Genomic DNA, 14,851 nt, shown 5'->3' on the forward strand with positions numbered 1-14,851 from the left:
AGCGCCAGCTTATGGAACGCAAACGTCCGCCTTGCGGAGGGGTGCGGTCCCGCACTGCCACCGTTCGCTACAGCTTGGCTTGCCCAACTGCACCGTCCATCCCGTTATGGCTGGGTAGTGTCGGGAGCCACCTTGGGCAGCGTGCCGCTGCTGTGCTTGTAGAGCATAAATTCCATGCCGCCGGTTGGCCCGCTAATCGGCGTCGTTTTATAGGGCACGGCAGCCTCATCCAGAGCGTTTCGGATTACCGACGTGGCGACATCGCTTGTTGCCCGCAGCACCACGCCAGCACCGCTCTTCCCTTGCGACTTGTCTACCGTCCATCCCGTTTTTTCGAAGGTGGACTGCAATTGCCGAGCTATTTCCGCCGTATCGGTCCATTCCCTGTCGCTCTGAAGTTCAACCGTGGCTGTAGGGGATCGGGTCAGGGTAGTTTCGATCGAAGACAGCTGTTGCGCTGATAGCGCCTTTTCGACCTTGTCCATGCGGTCACTCAATGTCTTCTGATAGCCGTCTATTTCGCCATCCCTCTGACGGATCATGGTTTCAAGCGTGGCGACCCTCTCGGCGGTCAGTATCGACTCGAATGCGTATCCTCCAATCAGGCCAGCCACCAAAAGAAGGGCGAACGCTAGCGGAGCGCCCTTCACTACGTGCCACTCTGACTTGATGTAATCCAAACCCCACATGAGTGATTCATATCAGGCTGCTCCCGCTTCGCCAATGGGTCTGTCAAATATACAATCCCCAGGCCAAGGCAAGAACATTACAGGAACATGCGATCGTGGTTGCAGCGCGCTGTGCCGGTTGCAAAAACGGAAGATGGTTAAGCCAAATGGAACGGCTGCTCCGCCTCCTCGACCGCGTTAACAAGGCGACTAGGCCCTTCGGCAATCTGAGGGTGTTGCTTCTAAGCGGTGATGAAGGCATCGACCGAACCTGAAAGCGATCGATCGATCGCGACCTGCGGTGGAAGCCACTCCATGACAGGATATCTGAAAGGCCAAGGCAGGGCGATCCGGCGCGAAGAGCCGCTCTCCAGAAAAATCTCGTTTACAAGGTCTATGAACCGCCCGCGGTCTCGTTCGATTCGTTTCAAAGTTTGCGAACGAATGTAATCCCGGGGAATTCGTCGCTCCTTCAGCGCTAAGACAGCCTCCGCGATGGATCGAGGATCGGGTGGAACTGTGAGCGAATAGTCGTCATCCAGATAAAGGTCTCGGCCGCCATGGTTCGGCGTCGTGACCACTGGAAGGCCCGCGAGAAGATATTCCGTGCTGGCGAACATTGGTCCTTCCAGGTGAGAGAGACAGATTCCCACGGCTGCACGATTTAGATGCGTGTTCACCTGAGCCGGTGCCAATCGGACCGGCTTGCCGGTGCCGTCAAACTCGTTGATAAAGACGTGATGCGGCGCGAGCTCCCTATGCCGATTTATTCGCGCTCTTTCCGACTCCGTCGTGGAGGATCCGCTTGAATCTCGATAGAAGACAAATGCGCAACGCTGGATGCCAAGCGACAAGTCATGGCGCTTCCACGGAGCCAGCTGCGCATTGTAGATTGCATCAAATTCTACAGGGACGTCATCGAGAGGCCTGAATATGTGTTCGGAGGTTGTTGACGTCTTGTTGTGCAGGACGGCGGCCTCGCCGGACTGGTTCAACAGATCAGCCTCTGCCTGAGTGTTGGATAGGAAGATTAGCGAGTGACGGGGGTTCTTGAGTCTATGCAGAACGGCATAGGTCCGGATGGTTTTGACGCTAGCACTGTTTTCGATGGACCAGGTTGGCGAGATGAGAAACCAGGCGCGGTGGCTGCGTGGACGGAAAGGCATATGACTTGCTAATCCGAGCGGCGTACCGGACATTCCCGAATAGGATATGAACGGATCGTCCGACAGCAAACTGGCCTGAAGAGCAGGTTGCGACTTCGCGGAAGGGTGCCCTTTTCTGAGGTTGTGGCCATGACGCAGCATGGCTCTGACAATCTCGAATTTGGTAGGAGGGCGATACCCGTGCTGTAGGGTCAACATGCGGCAATTGCGATCTTGAGTGCGGAGAAAAACTCGCTTCGATAGAGAGAAATTTGGCAAAGAAACACCGCCATTTGATCGACGGAATATCTCAGGCGATCAAATCTGGTGTACGGAGAAGCGCCTCTTGAAAGAAAACATCGTCCCAAGCGGAGCTGGTTCTCACATCGCGCTACCAACCGTATCCGTTTGCGTAGGCTGTTTCAATCAAGAGGCATTCATCGACACTGCGATCCGATCCGTAGCGGCGCAGACATACACTGCGTTCGAATGCGTGGTGGTCGATGATTTTTCGACCGACGGTTCCCGCCGAAGGATTGAAGAGTGTCTGTCCCAGCTTGGCGACAGTCGTTTCCGCTTTCTGCCCCGACTGCAAAATGGCGGGCAGTTGACAGCAATGATGACCGGGCTTGACGCGACAGCCGGGCCCCTGATCTCCTTTCTTGACGGTGACGATGCTTGGCATCCTGACTTCATAGAATGCCATGTGAGAGCGCATCTCAGCCAAACCCGTATCGCGGCAATGTCGAGCTCCGATGAGGTGGTGATAGATACGGCCGGCAACCTGCTTGCGGGCGGTCATCCCGTATTCCACCTGAACGACCCGCGATCGATGCCGAAAATGAGCGGCTACCTGCATGTCGACACCGAAGCTGACCCGACATTATTATTTATTGATCGGGGTACCGTGGGTTGGTTTTGGTCAACCACATCGGGGATGATGTTTCGTCGAGCTCCGCTTGAAATCATGCGTCCATCCGATCCGGACGAAATAAAGATATGTGCCGATGGTTATATGGCTCGTGCCGCCCATATGATCGGCGGAACCGTGAGGATTGGGCGGGCTCTTGGCAGTTATCGGCTTCACGGCGGCAATGGCTGGGCGGACGGGCGCATCCTGGGTACCGGAGTTGGCCTCGGCAGGATGTCGCCTGATACTGAAATAGCGATACGGCGGGCACTGGCCAATCGTTGGTGCGAAGTGGCGCCGGGACTGGCGCATTTAATCTCCCGCCACTCAATGCGCAGGACCTTGGTCGACCTGATCGGACTGTCTGCGGCTTTTGCATTGCTGGAAAAGAACTCCGATGCGGGTTTTCTGCTGAAAGACTGGGCAACACCACAGCGAAAATTGCAGACCAGACTTATCGGTCTCCTTCCTCCAAAACTGAGGCCTCGGCGCTTCCGGGACATAGTTTGATTTGATGAGCCGCTTGCTCGGCAGTCTTACCCGATAAAGAGCATCTTTCGATGCTTCTCTGGACCCACCAAAGTCCTCCGTAGCAACGCACACTACGCGGCCAAATTCCGCCGCTTCGCCTCCACCGCGTCCCAGAACAGGCTGGCGATATCCGCGCCACCAAAGCGCTGCACTTCGCGCACGCCGGTTGGCGAGGTCACGTTGATTTCGGTCATGTAGTCGCCGATCACGTCGATGCCGACCAGGATGAAGCCGCGCTCTTTCAGCGATGGGCCGATGCGGGCGCAGATCTCGCGTTCGCGTTCCGTCAGCTCGGTCTTTTCGGCGCGGCCGCCGACATGCATGTTGGAGCGCGAGTCGTGGTCGGCCGGCACGCGGTTGATGGCGCCGACCGCTTCGCCGTCGATCAGGATGATGCGCTTGTCGCCCTTGCGCACGTCCTTGAGATAACGCTGAACGATATAGGGCTCACGTGACAGCTGGGCGAACATTTCGAGCAGCGAGGCGAGGTTGCGGTCATCCTCCTTGAGATGGAAGATGCCGGCGCCGCCATTTCCGTAGAGCGGCTTGACGATGATGTCGCCGAACTCCTTGCGGAAGGCGGCGACCTCCTGGGGATCCTTGGTGATCAGCGTTTCGGGCATCAGATCGGGGAATTCTGTGACGAAGATCTTTTCCGGACTGTTGCGCACCCAGGCCGGGTCGTTGACGACCAGTGTCTTCGGGTGGATGCGCTCCAGAATATGCGTCGTGGTGATATAGTTCATGTCGAAGGGCGGATCCTGGCGCAGCAGGATCACATCCATCTCCGACAGGTCGGTGCGCACCTTGTCGCCCAGCGAAAAATGATTGCCCTTCTCGTCGCGGAGCTTCATCTCCTCGATGCGGGCAAACACCTTGCCGCCCAGCATCGACAGCCGGTCCGGCGTATAGTGGAACAATTGGTGCCCGCGCCGCTGCGCCTCCAGCGACAGCGCAAACGACGTGTCGCCGGCGATCGAGACGGTGGAGACATGGTCCATCTGGACGGCGATCTTCAGGGTCATCTTCTGGTCTCCAGCGGGTCGAGCAAGTCCAGGAAAAGTGCGTAGCGGTTTTCCGTCCGGAATTGCGGCAAGGCAAGTCGCCGATATACGGAACTTGGCGGCTTCTGCCAATCGCGCTTGCTTGGCCCAGACCCCCTAACGGTCGAAGACCAGCCGGGAGTAACCGAGGAACGACAGCGCCATCGCTACCAGCGAGGCGATCGCAAGTGCCGCCAGCGGCGGCATTGCCGGCAGCGCGAACAGGATGGCGCAGTAGACGAGATAGTTGACGATGCTGGTGGCGATGCCGACGCCGCCATAGCGCGCACCCTCGCTAGCCACGCCGCGGCTCGATGGTGAAAAGGTCAGGTGCCGGTTGATCTGCCAGGTGACGCAGAGCGCAAAGCCGATCGACAGCACGCGGGCGACGAAGGGACCGAGCGGCGTCACCGCCAAAAGCAGCCAGAGTGCGGCGGCATCGGCGACGAAACCAACGCCACCGGCAAGGACGAAGCGGGCGAGCCGGCTCACGGCCTCAGGCGGCCCGGGGCGTCTTGCCCGGTTCGGCCTTCGGGATTTCACCAGTGCGTTCGCGCCGTTCGACCCGGCCCGACGGAACCGAGAGATAGAAAATGCGTTTCTGCTCGGCGCGTCCGCGCGATACCGAATCGAGGATCAGTCCGGTCACCATCGCAAGCATCGAGAGCAGCAGCAGGCCGACCGACAGAACCCAGGTCGGCATGCGCGGCACGAGGCCGGTCTGGGCGAATTCGATCAGCACCGGCGTCATCAGGGCAAGGCTCGACGCCAGGAAGAAAATCGCGAAAGCGCCGAAGAAGCGCAGCGGCTGCGTTTCCTTCATCAGCATGGCGAACATCCACAGGATCCTGGCGCCGTCGCGATAGGTCGACAGCTTCGACGACGATCCCTCAGGCCGGCGGCCATAATCGAGCGCGATCTCGCTCACCGGCAGTTTGAGCTGCGAGGCATGCACCGACATTTCGGTCTCGATCTCGAAGCCGCCGGAAACCGCGGGAAAGCTCTTGACGAAACGCCTCGAGAAGACGCGGTAGCCGGAGAAGATGTCGGTGAAGTCGGCGCCGAACAGCCGCTTGTAGAGGCTGTTGAAGATGCGGTTGCCGAAGGCATGGCCGGAACGGCCGGCATCGTCGGTGACGCCGCGCCTGGTGCCAACCACCATGTCGCAGCGCTCGGTCTGCAGGATGTTGATCAGCAGCGAGGCATCTTCCGGCGCATAGGTGCCGTCGCCATCGGCCATCAGATAGATGTCCGCATCGATGTCGGCGAACATGCGCCGCACGACATTGCCCTTGCCCTGGCGCGGCTCGCGGACGACGATGGCGCCCGCTGCGCGGGCCTTGAGCGCGGTCAAATCCCTGGAATTGTTGTCATAGACATAGATCTCGGCCGATGGCAGCGTCTCGCGAAAGCGCCGCACCACCTCGGCGATGGTCAGTTCCTCATTGTAGCAAGGCAGGAGCACGGCAATGGCCGGCTCATGGCGGACTTCGTGCGGCATTTCCGTCTCCCGACACCCGGCGGAGCCTCCGGCCGCGCTCATATGCGGCCTCGCTCAGGCGACTTTACTATTTATTGAAGCTGTTAAGGCTAGGTTTAAGGCCGCAGTCTTTCCGACGAAGGTCATGATGATGAACGCAGCCAAGGCGGGTGCTTCCTCCTGGAAGTCCGATATGACGCTGGCGCTGCTTGCCATGCTGGTGGTGCTGGCGGTCAATGCCGCCACGGGCTTTCGCGAATTGAGCAATGCCGGCGGCGACAATGACAGCCTGCTGCGGCTGGTCGAGGTTCGCGACATGCTGGCCGGCCAGGGCTGGTTCGACCTGCATCAGTACAGGATGGGGCCGGAAGGCGGTTTCGTCATGCACTGGTCGCGGCTGGTCGACGCACCGCTCGCCGTCATCATCCTCGCCGCCTCGGCGCTGACCGGCAGCATGGCCATGGCCGAAGCGATCGCACAGGTGCTGTGGCCGTCGCTGCTGTTTTGCCTGGCGGTGTTTTTTACAGCCCGTGCGGCACGCAGCTTCGCCGGCGTTGGCGCCGTGCTGCCCGCTATCGTCATCGGCGCGGCGGCGCTGCATTTCATCGGCATTTTCTTGCCGGGTGCGCTCGATCATCACAATGTCCAGCTGACGCTGACCATGGCCAGCCTCAGCCTGCTGCTCAAGGCGCCGGCGCGTCGCTGGGCGGCGCTGATTTCCGGGCTGTGTGCGGCCCTGACGCTGGCCGTCGGCATGGAAACCGCGCCCTATGTCGCCACCATCGGCGCCTGCATCGCCTTGCTGTTCGTCGTCGATCCCGGCGGCGAACGCCGGATCGCCAGGGATTTCGGTCTCGGCTTTGCCGGGGTTTCAGCCCTCGTCTTCGTCACCACCATCCCGCCATCGGCCATGGGCCAGCCGCAGTGCGATGCCTTCTCGGCTGTGCAGTTCGTGGTGGCGGCAATCGCCGGACTGGGGCTTGCCGCCGTGACGTCGCTCACGGTGTCCAATGGCACGGCCAGCCGCCGCCTGATCTCGCTTAGCCTGCTCGCGCTTGTGCTGGGCGCCGTCATCGTGGCGCTGTTTCCGCAATGCCTTGCGGCTCCCTACGCAAACCTCGATCCGCGCCTCAAGGAATTGTGGCTCGATCACATCGACGAGGCGCAGTCGCTGTTCAGTATTGCCGTCAATGCGCCGGCGTCGCTGGCGGCGCGCTATGTCACGCCGCTGGTGGCGATCGCGCTGATGGCGCTCCGCCTGCGCGGACCATGGCGCCGCCAGGACAGCCTCGTCGGCGCCTTGCTGGTCGGCGCCTTCATCGTCAGCGCCTGGCAGGTCCGCGGCTCGACATTCTCGATCGCCTTTGCCGTCATCCCGCTGTCGGCCTGGATCGCAAGCTGGCGCGAACGGGCGAGGATCAGCCCTGCGCGCAGCGTATCGCTGCGCATGGCGGCGGTCTGGCTGGTGTCGGCGAATGCCGTCTGGGCCGGCGCTGCCGCCGCGACGTCGAGCGTATTCGAGGCCAGCAAGGTCTCGGTCGAGGCACAGGACACCGACAGCGATCCGTCCTGCGAGCGCAAGGCCTCCTTCGCGGCGTTGGCCCGGCTGCCGGACACCACGGTGCTTGCCATTTCCAATCTTGGCTCGCCCATCCTGGCCTATTCCGGGCACCGCGTCTTTGCCGGCCCCTATCATCGCAACATCGCCGGCGACCTGCTTGCGCTCGATGCCTTCCTCGGATCGGCGGACGAGGCGGGGACGATCGCGGCGGCTCATCACGTCGGCCTGGTGGCGCTCTGCCGCGGCAGCGCCGAAAGCAAGGTGCTCGCCGCCAAGGCGCCGCAAGGCTTCCTGGCCGGGATTATGCAGGGAAGCGTCCCCGATTGGCTCGAACCGGTGGCCGAAACGCGCGGAGACCCGGTCGAACTCTACCGCGTCCGCTAAAGCATCATTCGCCAGCGAAAAATCGATTTCGCGATACGCTTCCTAAACGCTTTGCTGCCAGTCTCAGCCTAAATTTCGGGCGTCACAAACAGGGATACCGATGCAAACGACGTTTGGCACCGGGCAGGCAAGCAGGGAAAACTCGGATCTGGCGTTCACGGATGCGCTGACCGGGCTTGGCAACCATCGGCGCTTCTTCGACAAGGTCGATCGCCTGATCAGCGACCGCGCCGACGACCCCGCGCCGTTTACCGTCGGCATTCTCGACCTCGATGGGTTCAAGCCGATCAACGATTTGTTCGGCCACAAGGCCGGCGACGACATATTGATCCAGGTGGCGATGCGGCTGCGTGCTTCGATGGACAGTCACTCCACCGTTTGCCGCATCGGCGCCGACGAATTCGCCTTCCTGTATCCGATGGTGTTCTCGGAGGAAGCGGCGGCCGAGAAGTCGCGCATGATGATCGAAATCCTGTCGGCGCCCTACGATGTCGGCGAACGCACCGCCAGGCTTTCGGCGTCGGTCGGCTGCTCGCTCTTTTATTCCGGCGACGAAACCACGGAAATCCTCGTCAACAAGGCCGAAACGGCGCTCTACCACGCCAAGCGTTCGGGCCGTGGCCGCGTCGTCGTCTACACCCGCGAAATGGAAGAGGCGGCCAAGCGCGTCACCCGCATCGAACAGGCGCTGCGCCGTGCCGTCTCGGCCGGTGAGGTCGAACCGCATTTCCAGCCCATCGTCGATTTGACCACCCGCCGCACCATCGGCTTCGAGACGCTGGCGCGCTGGACCGATCGCGACCTCGGCGTGGTGCCGCCGACCGTGTTCATCCCGATCGCCGAAGAGCGCGGCATCATCGGCCCGCTGTCGCAGCTGGTGCTGCGCAAGGCGACCGAAGCGGCGCGCAGCTGGCCGAAGGACCTGTTCCTGTCCTTCAACCTGTCGCCCTCGCAGCTCGTCGACCAGAACACTGGCCTGCACATATTGTCGATCCTCGACCGCACCGGCTTCGATCCGCGACGGCTGGAGATCGAGATCACCGAAACCGGCCTGATGAACGATCCGGCCTCGGCCGAGAAGATCGTCGAGGACCTTCGTCGCGTCGGCATCCGAGTCTCGCTCGATGATTTCGGCACCGGCCAGTCCTCGCTCGGCCGCTTGCGCGAATTCCATTTCGACAAGCTCAAGATCGACCGCGCCTTCGTCTCCTCGATCCTCGACGACCGCCCGTCGGAACACATCATCCGCGCCATTCTGGCCATGTGCGAAGGGCTCGGCATGGATGTCGTCGCCGAAGGCATCGAGGAGGAGGCGCAGGCCGACCGCCTCGTCCAGTTCGGCTGCGCCGGCGGCCAGGGCTATCTCTTCGGCAAACCGGTCGACGCCGACGCCACGCTCGGCTACCTCCGCGATTCCTATCGCGGCGCCCTCTACGCCAAGGCAGTCTGACCGGCGGTCTTGCCTGCGTCGAGCAAGTCAGCGGTGCGAGCCAAGATCGACTGTGCCCGCCATCTTGCGGCCTTTTGTCTGACATAAGCCAATCAAATCGCCGTTTTCGCCCTTGCTCCCCGGACTTGGCTGGATAGGATGCGCGCCGACCGGACCGGGAGATGAAGATATGATGCCATCGGCCGATTTTGCCGACCTCAGGGGAGCCTCGGTGCTGATCACCGGCGGCGGTTCCGGAATTGGTGCGGCACTGACCGAGGGCTTCGTTCGCCAGGGCGCCCATGTCGCCTTCATCGACATCGCCGATGGCCCAAGCACGCTGCTTGCCGACCGCGTCGAAAAAGAACTTGGCCGGCGACCGCTCTACCTCAAGACCGATTTGCGCGACGTCGAGGCGTTGCGCGCTTCGGCCGCCAAAGCGGCTGAGGCACATGGCGACGTCACCGTGCTGGTCAACAATGCCGCCTGGGACGAACGCCACGACGTCGCCGACGTTACCGTCGAGTTCTGGGACAACAATCTCGCCGTCAATCTGCGCCCGCATTTCTTCACCGCACAGGCGGTGGCGCCGGGCATGAAGCGGGCCGGCGGCGGGTCGATCATCAACTTCACCTCGACCTCCTATCTGATCAACCATCCTGATATGCCGGCCTACACCGCCGCCAAGGCCGGCATTCTGGGCCTCACCAAGGGGCTGGCCGGCAAGCTTGGCGTCGACGGCATTCGCGTCAACGCCGTTGCGCCGGGCTGGGTGATCACCGACCGGCAAAGGGAACTCTGGGTCACCGAGGAGAGGCTCGCCGCCCATGTCGCCAAGCAATGCATCAAGCAGGTCATGCAGCCCGACGACATCGTCGGCACGGTGCTGTTCCTGGCCTCCGACGCCTCGCGTATGCTGACGGCGCAGATGTTGATCGTCGACGGGGGTTTCCTGTGAGCCCGGTGAATCAAAATCCGGCAAAAGGCACGCCAGCAGTCGCCGCCGTCGACTGGGGCACGACCCGCATGCGGGTCTGGCTGGTCGACGAGGCGGGCGGGGTGCTTGCCGAGCGTCGCGGCGATGATGGGTTGATCACCGCGCAGCAAAAAGGCTTTTCGACCATCCTCGAGGGCCATCTGGCGGCGCTCGGCGCACCTGACACACTGCCGGTCATCATCTGCGGCATGGCCGGCTCGCGCCAGGGTTGGCTGGAAGCGCCTTACGTCACCGTGCCGGCGCCGCTCAGTGCCATCCTCGCGGGGGCCGCCCGCATTCCCGGCCAGAGCCGCGACATCCGCATCGTGCCTGGCCTGGCGCAGCGCCTGGAAGATGCGCCGGACGTAATGCGCGGCGAGGAAACCCAGCTTGCCGGCGCCGGTTTGCCGGCAAAAGGTCGCCATCTCGTCTGCATGCCCGGCACCCATTCGAAGTGGGTTCTGGTTGAAGACGGCGCGGTCGACGGCTTCTGCACCTGGCCGACCGGCGAGCTGTTTTCGGTGCTGGCCACTCACTCGATCCTGCGCCATTCGCTGGGCGAGAGCCCGAAGCCGGTCATTCCGGACAATCCCTTCTTCCAGGAATGGTGCCGCAAGGCTTTGGCCGAGGGCGGCGATGTCACCTCGCGGCTGTTCTCGATCCGCGCCGCCGGCCTGCTGCAGGACCTCAAGGCCGACGATGCCGCCGCTTGCCTGTCCGGCCTGCTGATCGGCGGCGAGATCGCCTCGGCGGGCCGCCGCTATGGCGAAAGCACCACCGCAATCGTGCTGGTCGCCTCGGGGTCGCTAGCAGCCCTCTACCGCCAGGCGCTCGACCTTGCAGGGCTTGCCGTCAGGACGGTCGACGCCGACGAGGCGGTGCGTGCCGGCCTTATCGAAGCGGCGCGGGAAAATGGCATGATCGCCAAATGACTCACCAGAGTGGAGTGACAGCGTGACCCAGACCGCCCCCTTCCCGAAGCTCAAGCGTGGTCTTGTCGCCATTCTGCGCGGCCTCAAACCCAGCGAGGCGGTTGCCATCGGCCAGGCGCTGTTTGACGCCGGCATCGAAGCCATCGAGGTGCCGCTCAATTCGCCGGAGCCGTTTTCATCGATCGCCAGCATTGTCACCGCATTGCCCAAGACAACGCTGGTCGGCGCCGGCACGGTGCTGACTTCAGCCGATGTCGACGCCCTGGCCAAGGCCGGCGGGAGGCTGCTGGTCAGCCCCAACATCGATGCCGAAGTCATGGCCCGCGCCATGCACCATGGCATGGTGACGATGCCAGGCGTGTTCACCCCCACCGAAGCTTTTCAGGCGATTAGGCTTGGGGCTTCGGCGCTCAAATTCTTCCCGGCAAGCGTGCTCGGGCCTAGCGGCATTTCGGCGATGCGGGCCGTGCTGCCGGCCGATACCGTGGTCGGCGCCGTCGGCGGCGTTTCCGAGAAAGACTTTGCCGGCTACAAAGCCGCTGGGGTGACCGCTTTCGGTCTTGGCTCCAGCCTGTTCAAACCCGGCATGAGCGTCGACGAGGTGGCCACGCGTGCCCGGGCGGCGGTAATGGCCTGGGATGCGGCCTTCGGCGGAGCGGCATGATGGACAACGTTTCGGTTTTCTCGGACCATGTCTGCGAGCTCGGCGAGGGGCCGAGCTACGATCCCGCCACCGATACGCTGTTCTGGTTCGACATTGTCAACGGCCTGCTGCTGGAGCAGGGTGTCACGTCCGGCGCGCGGAAAGTCCATGAGCTCGGCCAGATGGCCAGCGCCATCGCCATTGTCGATGACAATCGCCAGCTCATCGCCACCGAGACTGGCCTGCATGTCCGCGACGTCTCGACCGGCAAGCTGACGCTGCATACGGCCATCGAGGCCGACAATGCGCTGACCCGCTCCAACGATTCGCGCGTCCACCCTTGTGGCGCCTTCTGGGTCGGCACGATGGGCAAGGGTGAGGAGAAGGGCGCCGGCTCCATCTACTGGTTCTTCAAGGGCGAGCTGCGCACGCTTTACACCGGCATCACCGTGTCGAACTCGATCTGTTTCTCGCAGGATGGAACGATCGCCTACTACACCGATACCGCGACCGGCCTGTTGATGCGCGTCGCCTGCGATCCGGCAACGGGTCTGCCGATCGGCGAGTCCAAAGTGTTCGTCGACCATCGCTCGTCGAAGGGCTATGTCGATGGCTCGGTCGTCGACCGCGACGGCGTGCTGTGGAACGCGGTCTGGGGCGGCAAGGCGGTGAAGGCTTATGCGCCGGACGGCACATTGTTGCGCGAAATTGCCACGCCGGCGGGGCAGTCCTCGTGCCCGGCCTTTGTCGGCGCCAAGGCCGATCGGCTGGCGGTGACCTCGGCCTGGAAAGGCAAGGACGACAAGCAGCGCAAGCTTGACCCACAGGCCGGCATGACCTTCCTGCTCGACATCCCCGTCAACGGCCGCTTCGAGCCGCGCGTGCTGATCGCCTGAGCGTACCGGTTGTCGTGCAGGCGTCGGGCGCGGGTCGATTTCGCGCAAGCCGATCGCATTGGCCGTGCGATGGTGTGGCTGCATCACCGAGAAGCGTTGACCCATGCCGCGCCCGACCTTGATCCTCGTCCATGAGCCGGAAAAGGCCTGTTTCGACAGGCTGGTCGCCGACGGCTTTCCCGCCGAGCGCGCCTTGGAAATCTCGTCTTATCTGGCGCAGTCGACCGATCTCGCTCCTGAGTTCGATCAACTGGCGACCGCTTGTGAAAAGCGCGGCCTCGCCTTTATGCCGGTTGCACTCGACGATGCGGCAAGCGCGCTGGCGAAGGCCGATCCCGCAACCACGCTGGTCTGGACGCTGACCGACGGCATTGCCTATTTCCGCGGTGCTGCAGCGCCCGCACTTGCCAGGCTGAATGGGCTTAGAACCATCGGAGCCAACGATGCGCTGTTCGCGCTTTGCCAGGACAAGTTCCGCTCCGGCGCCGTGCTTTGCGCGCTCGGCCTGCCGGCGCCGCAGGCAGGCCTGGCCCGCGACGGCCGCTGGCTGGCCGACCCGCCAGCTTCGGAAGCCGGCTGGTTCGTCAAGCCGAACCGGCTCGGCTCCAAGGTAGGCATCTGGCCGGATTCACGCTGCAACGACCTGGCCCATGCGCTGGAGCTTAGCCGGCGGGTCTATGCCGCTTATCGCGACGATGTCGTCGTCCAGCCCTATGTCGGCGGTCGCAATGTCCGCGCCAGCTTCCTTGGGCTGCACACGGATGCCGGGGCGGAAGCGCTCGGCATTGCGTTCGTCGACTCCGGCGGCGATTTCCAGACCATGGCGGACTCGATGGCGCTTTACGGCGACACCGGCGAGGCCGCCAAGGCGGCTGGACTATACAGCGAGCCGGTGCTGGAGCCGGTCGCCGACACCCAGCCAGCAGCCGCGGCAACCATCCGGCGCATCGCCGAGCGGCTGGTCAGCGGGCTCGGCCTGCGAGACGTGTTTTCCCTCGATTTCAGGGTCGAGGCTGACGACCATGTCCACCTCATCGAGTTCGAGGTCTGTCCCGGCCTGCCCTGCTTCGATTTCCGCGCCTATTGCCTGATGCAATGGGGCATGACGCTGGCCGATGCGGTTGCCGAGACGGCGGCGAACCGACTGAACCGACAGGCGATCTGAACGGTCGAGGGACCAGCGCGACCTACCGCGCCTTGACGGCTTTAGCTCCACCTTTAGTGTCGCGGGACAGTCCTCAGGCAAGGCCGCGCGATGAGCACACCAGCAAGCTCCCTCCACCATCACATCAGGCGCATGGCCGGGCGCGATCCGCACGAAGCGCATCGCGTCGCCACGCCGCTCGAGCTGCTGTTCGATCTGACCTTCGTCACCGCCTTCAGCCTTGCCGCCGCGCAACTGGTGCACGCCCTTGCCGAGGGCAACTACGCGGCGGCGCTGATCGGCTTCGGCTTTGCCAGCTTCGCCATCTGCTGGGCGTGGATCAATTTCTCCTGGTTTTCCTCCGCCTATGACACCGACGATTGGATCTTCCGCCTCGTCACCATGGTGCAGATGATCGGCGTGCTGGTGCTGGCCATCGGCCTGCCGCGCATGTTCGCCTCGATCGAGCATGGCGAACACCTCAACAATTCGGTCATGGTGCTGGGCTACGTCATCATGCGCGTCGCCATGATCTTCCAATGGCTGCGCGCGGCGCGGCAGGACCTTGGGCGGCGGCGTGCCTGTCTCACCTATGCCATCGCCATCGCGATCGCCCAGATCGGCTGGGTGGTGCAGATCCTGGTCGATTTCTCGCTGGCGACGAGCCTGGCTTTCGGCGCGGTCCTGCTTCTCATCGAGCTTGCCGGACCGGTCATCGCCGAACGCCGGGATGGCGGCACGCCCTGGCACGCGCATCACGTCGCCGAGCGCTACAGCCTGTTCGCCATCATCGCGCTGGGCGAAGGGGTGGTCGGCACGCTGGCGACGCTGTCGGCCGTGGTCGAGGAGCAGGGCTGGAACCTCGATGCCGCCTTGATCGGCATTGCCGGAATGGGTCTCACCTTCGGCATGTGGTGGGTCTATTACATGCTGCCCTCGGGGACGGTGCTGCACCAGCACCGCAATCGCTCTTTTGTCTGGGGCTATGGCCAGATGCTGATCGTGGCGGCCATCGTCGCCACCGGCGCCGGGCTGCATGTCGCGGCCTAGGCACCGCCATCAACTGGAGGTGCTGGCGCAGAAGGAAGCGCCGCACTGAGCAGAGCAGC

Annotated in this window: 14 protein-coding genes; 9 read left to right on the top strand and 5 right to left on the bottom strand. The window is 63.0% G+C overall.

The features are described from left to right. Window positions 1–104: 104 nt before the first annotated feature. The gene (locus AC3CCE_RS12730) at window positions 105–689 is read right to left on the bottom strand and encodes a hypothetical protein (protein ID WP_352625166.1); all 585 of its coding nucleotides are present in this window, start codon (window positions 687–689) and stop codon (window positions 105–107) included. A gap of 221 nt (window positions 690–910) precedes the next feature. Further along, the gene (locus AC3CCE_RS12735; RefSeq protein WP_155923791.1) at window positions 911–1,975 is read right to left on the bottom strand and encodes a glycosyltransferase; all 1,065 of its coding nucleotides are present in this window, start codon (window positions 1,973–1,975) and stop codon (window positions 911–913) included. 184 nt (window positions 1,976–2,159) lie between these two features. Between AC3CCE_RS12735 and AC3CCE_RS12740 the strand changes: the two genes are divergently transcribed. Further along, window positions 2,160–3,233, top strand: coding sequence for a glycosyltransferase family 2 protein (locus AC3CCE_RS12740; RefSeq protein ID WP_023673180.1), 1,074 nt, complete (start codon window positions 2,160–2,162; stop codon window positions 3,231–3,233). 92 nt (window positions 3,234–3,325) lie between these two features. Here AC3CCE_RS12740 and gshB read toward each other — a convergent pair whose 3' ends face one another. The 3 genes from gshB to AC3CCE_RS12755 form a co-directional block, all read right to left on the bottom strand. Next, window positions 3,326–4,279, bottom strand: coding sequence for a glutathione synthase (gshB, locus tag AC3CCE_RS12745; RefSeq protein ID WP_023741337.1), 954 nt, complete (start codon window positions 4,277–4,279; stop codon window positions 3,326–3,328). A gap of 135 nt (window positions 4,280–4,414) precedes the next feature. Beyond that, a complete protein-coding gene (locus AC3CCE_RS12750; RefSeq protein ID WP_023752355.1) occupies window positions 4,415–4,789 on the bottom strand; it encodes a GtrA family protein in 375 nt (124 codons plus the stop codon). 4 nt (window positions 4,790–4,793) lie between these two features. Continuing rightward, complete coding sequence (locus AC3CCE_RS12755; protein WP_023710382.1) at window positions 4,794–5,798, bottom strand: glycosyltransferase; 1,005 nt, start codon at window positions 5,796–5,798, stop codon at window positions 4,794–4,796. A 124-nt stretch (window positions 5,799–5,922) separates the two neighbouring features. Between AC3CCE_RS12755 and AC3CCE_RS12760 the strand changes: the two genes are divergently transcribed. The 8 genes from AC3CCE_RS12760 (at window position 5,923) to AC3CCE_RS12795 (ending at window position 14,792) form a co-directional block, all read left to right on the top strand. After that, window positions 5,923–7,722 (top strand): GtrA family protein, encoded by a 1,800-nt coding sequence (locus tag AC3CCE_RS12760; RefSeq protein ID WP_352625163.1) that lies wholly within the window; start codon window positions 5,923–5,925, stop codon window positions 7,720–7,722. A gap of 100 nt (window positions 7,723–7,822) precedes the next feature. Then, complete coding sequence (locus AC3CCE_RS12765; protein WP_023681311.1) at window positions 7,823–9,172, top strand: putative bifunctional diguanylate cyclase/phosphodiesterase; 1,350 nt, start codon at window positions 7,823–7,825, stop codon at window positions 9,170–9,172. 169 nt (window positions 9,173–9,341) lie between these two features. Next, window positions 9,342–10,109: an SDR family NAD(P)-dependent oxidoreductase gene (locus AC3CCE_RS12770; RefSeq protein ID WP_023741333.1), complete on the top strand. Its 768-nt coding sequence runs from the start codon at window positions 9,342–9,344 to the stop codon at window positions 10,107–10,109. A gap of 5 nt (window positions 10,110–10,114) precedes the next feature. Continuing rightward, window positions 10,115–11,059, top strand: a complete 945-nt coding sequence (locus AC3CCE_RS12775) for a 2-dehydro-3-deoxygalactonokinase (protein ID WP_352519108.1) — start codon at window positions 10,115–10,117, stop codon at window positions 11,057–11,059. Between the two features lie 22 nt (window positions 11,060–11,081). Next, the gene (locus AC3CCE_RS12780) at window positions 11,082–11,723 is read left to right on the top strand and encodes a 2-dehydro-3-deoxy-6-phosphogalactonate aldolase (RefSeq protein ID WP_352625160.1); all 642 of its coding nucleotides are present in this window, start codon (window positions 11,082–11,084) and stop codon (window positions 11,721–11,723) included. After that, the gene (locus tag AC3CCE_RS12785; RefSeq protein ID WP_352625158.1) at window positions 11,723–12,598 is read left to right on the top strand and encodes an SMP-30/gluconolactonase/LRE family protein; all 876 of its coding nucleotides are present in this window, start codon (window positions 11,723–11,725) and stop codon (window positions 12,596–12,598) included. Before AC3CCE_RS12780 ends, AC3CCE_RS12785 begins: the two co-directional genes overlap by 1 nt. A 103-nt stretch (window positions 12,599–12,701) precedes the next feature. Continuing rightward, entirely contained in the window at window positions 12,702–13,763 is a 1,062-nt protein-coding gene (locus tag AC3CCE_RS12790; RefSeq protein WP_352625156.1) for a D-alanine--D-alanine ligase family protein, read from the top strand. Window positions 13,764–13,853: 90 nt separating this feature from the next. Beyond that, window positions 13,854–14,792, top strand: coding sequence for a low temperature requirement protein A (locus AC3CCE_RS12795; RefSeq protein WP_352625154.1), 939 nt, complete (start codon window positions 13,854–13,856; stop codon window positions 14,790–14,792). Window positions 14,793–14,851: the final 59 nt, after the last annotated feature.

This window comes from Mesorhizobium sp. P160187 (genome assembly GCF_057766425.1).

Excerpts from the sequence above, each read along its gene's own strand:
- AC3CCE_RS12755 (WP_023710382.1), bottom strand. The coding sequence starts at position 5,798 with ATGCCGCACGAAGTCCGCCATGAGCCGGCCATTGCCGTGCTCCTGCCT.
- AC3CCE_RS12735 (WP_155923791.1), bottom strand. The coding sequence starts at position 1,975 with ATGCTGCGTCATGGCCACAACCTCAGAAAAGGGCACCCTTCCGCGAAG.
- AC3CCE_RS12795 (WP_352625154.1), top strand. The coding sequence starts at position 13,854 with ATGAGCACACCAGCAAGCTCCCTCCACCATCACATCAGGCGCATGGCC.
- AC3CCE_RS12760 (WP_352625163.1), top strand. The coding sequence starts at position 5,923 with ATGATGATGAACGCAGCCAAGGCGGGTGCTTCCTCCTGGAAGTCCGAT.
- AC3CCE_RS12790 (WP_352625156.1), top strand. The coding sequence starts at position 12,702 with ATGCCGCGCCCGACCTTGATCCTCGTCCATGAGCCGGAAAAGGCCTGT.
- AC3CCE_RS12770 (WP_023741333.1), top strand. The coding sequence starts at position 9,342 with ATGATGCCATCGGCCGATTTTGCCGACCTCAGGGGAGCCTCGGTGCTG.
- AC3CCE_RS12785 (WP_352625158.1), top strand. The coding sequence starts at position 11,723 with ATGGACAACGTTTCGGTTTTCTCGGACCATGTCTGCGAGCTCGGCGAG.
- AC3CCE_RS12730 (WP_352625166.1), bottom strand. The coding sequence starts at position 689 with ATGTGGGGTTTGGATTACATCAAGTCAGAGTGGCACGTAGTGAAGGGC.
- gshB (WP_023741337.1), bottom strand. The coding sequence starts at position 4,279 with ATGACCCTGAAGATCGCCGTCCAGATGGACCATGTCTCCACCGTCTCG.
- AC3CCE_RS12765 (WP_023681311.1), top strand. The coding sequence starts at position 7,823 with ATGCAAACGACGTTTGGCACCGGGCAGGCAAGCAGGGAAAACTCGGAT.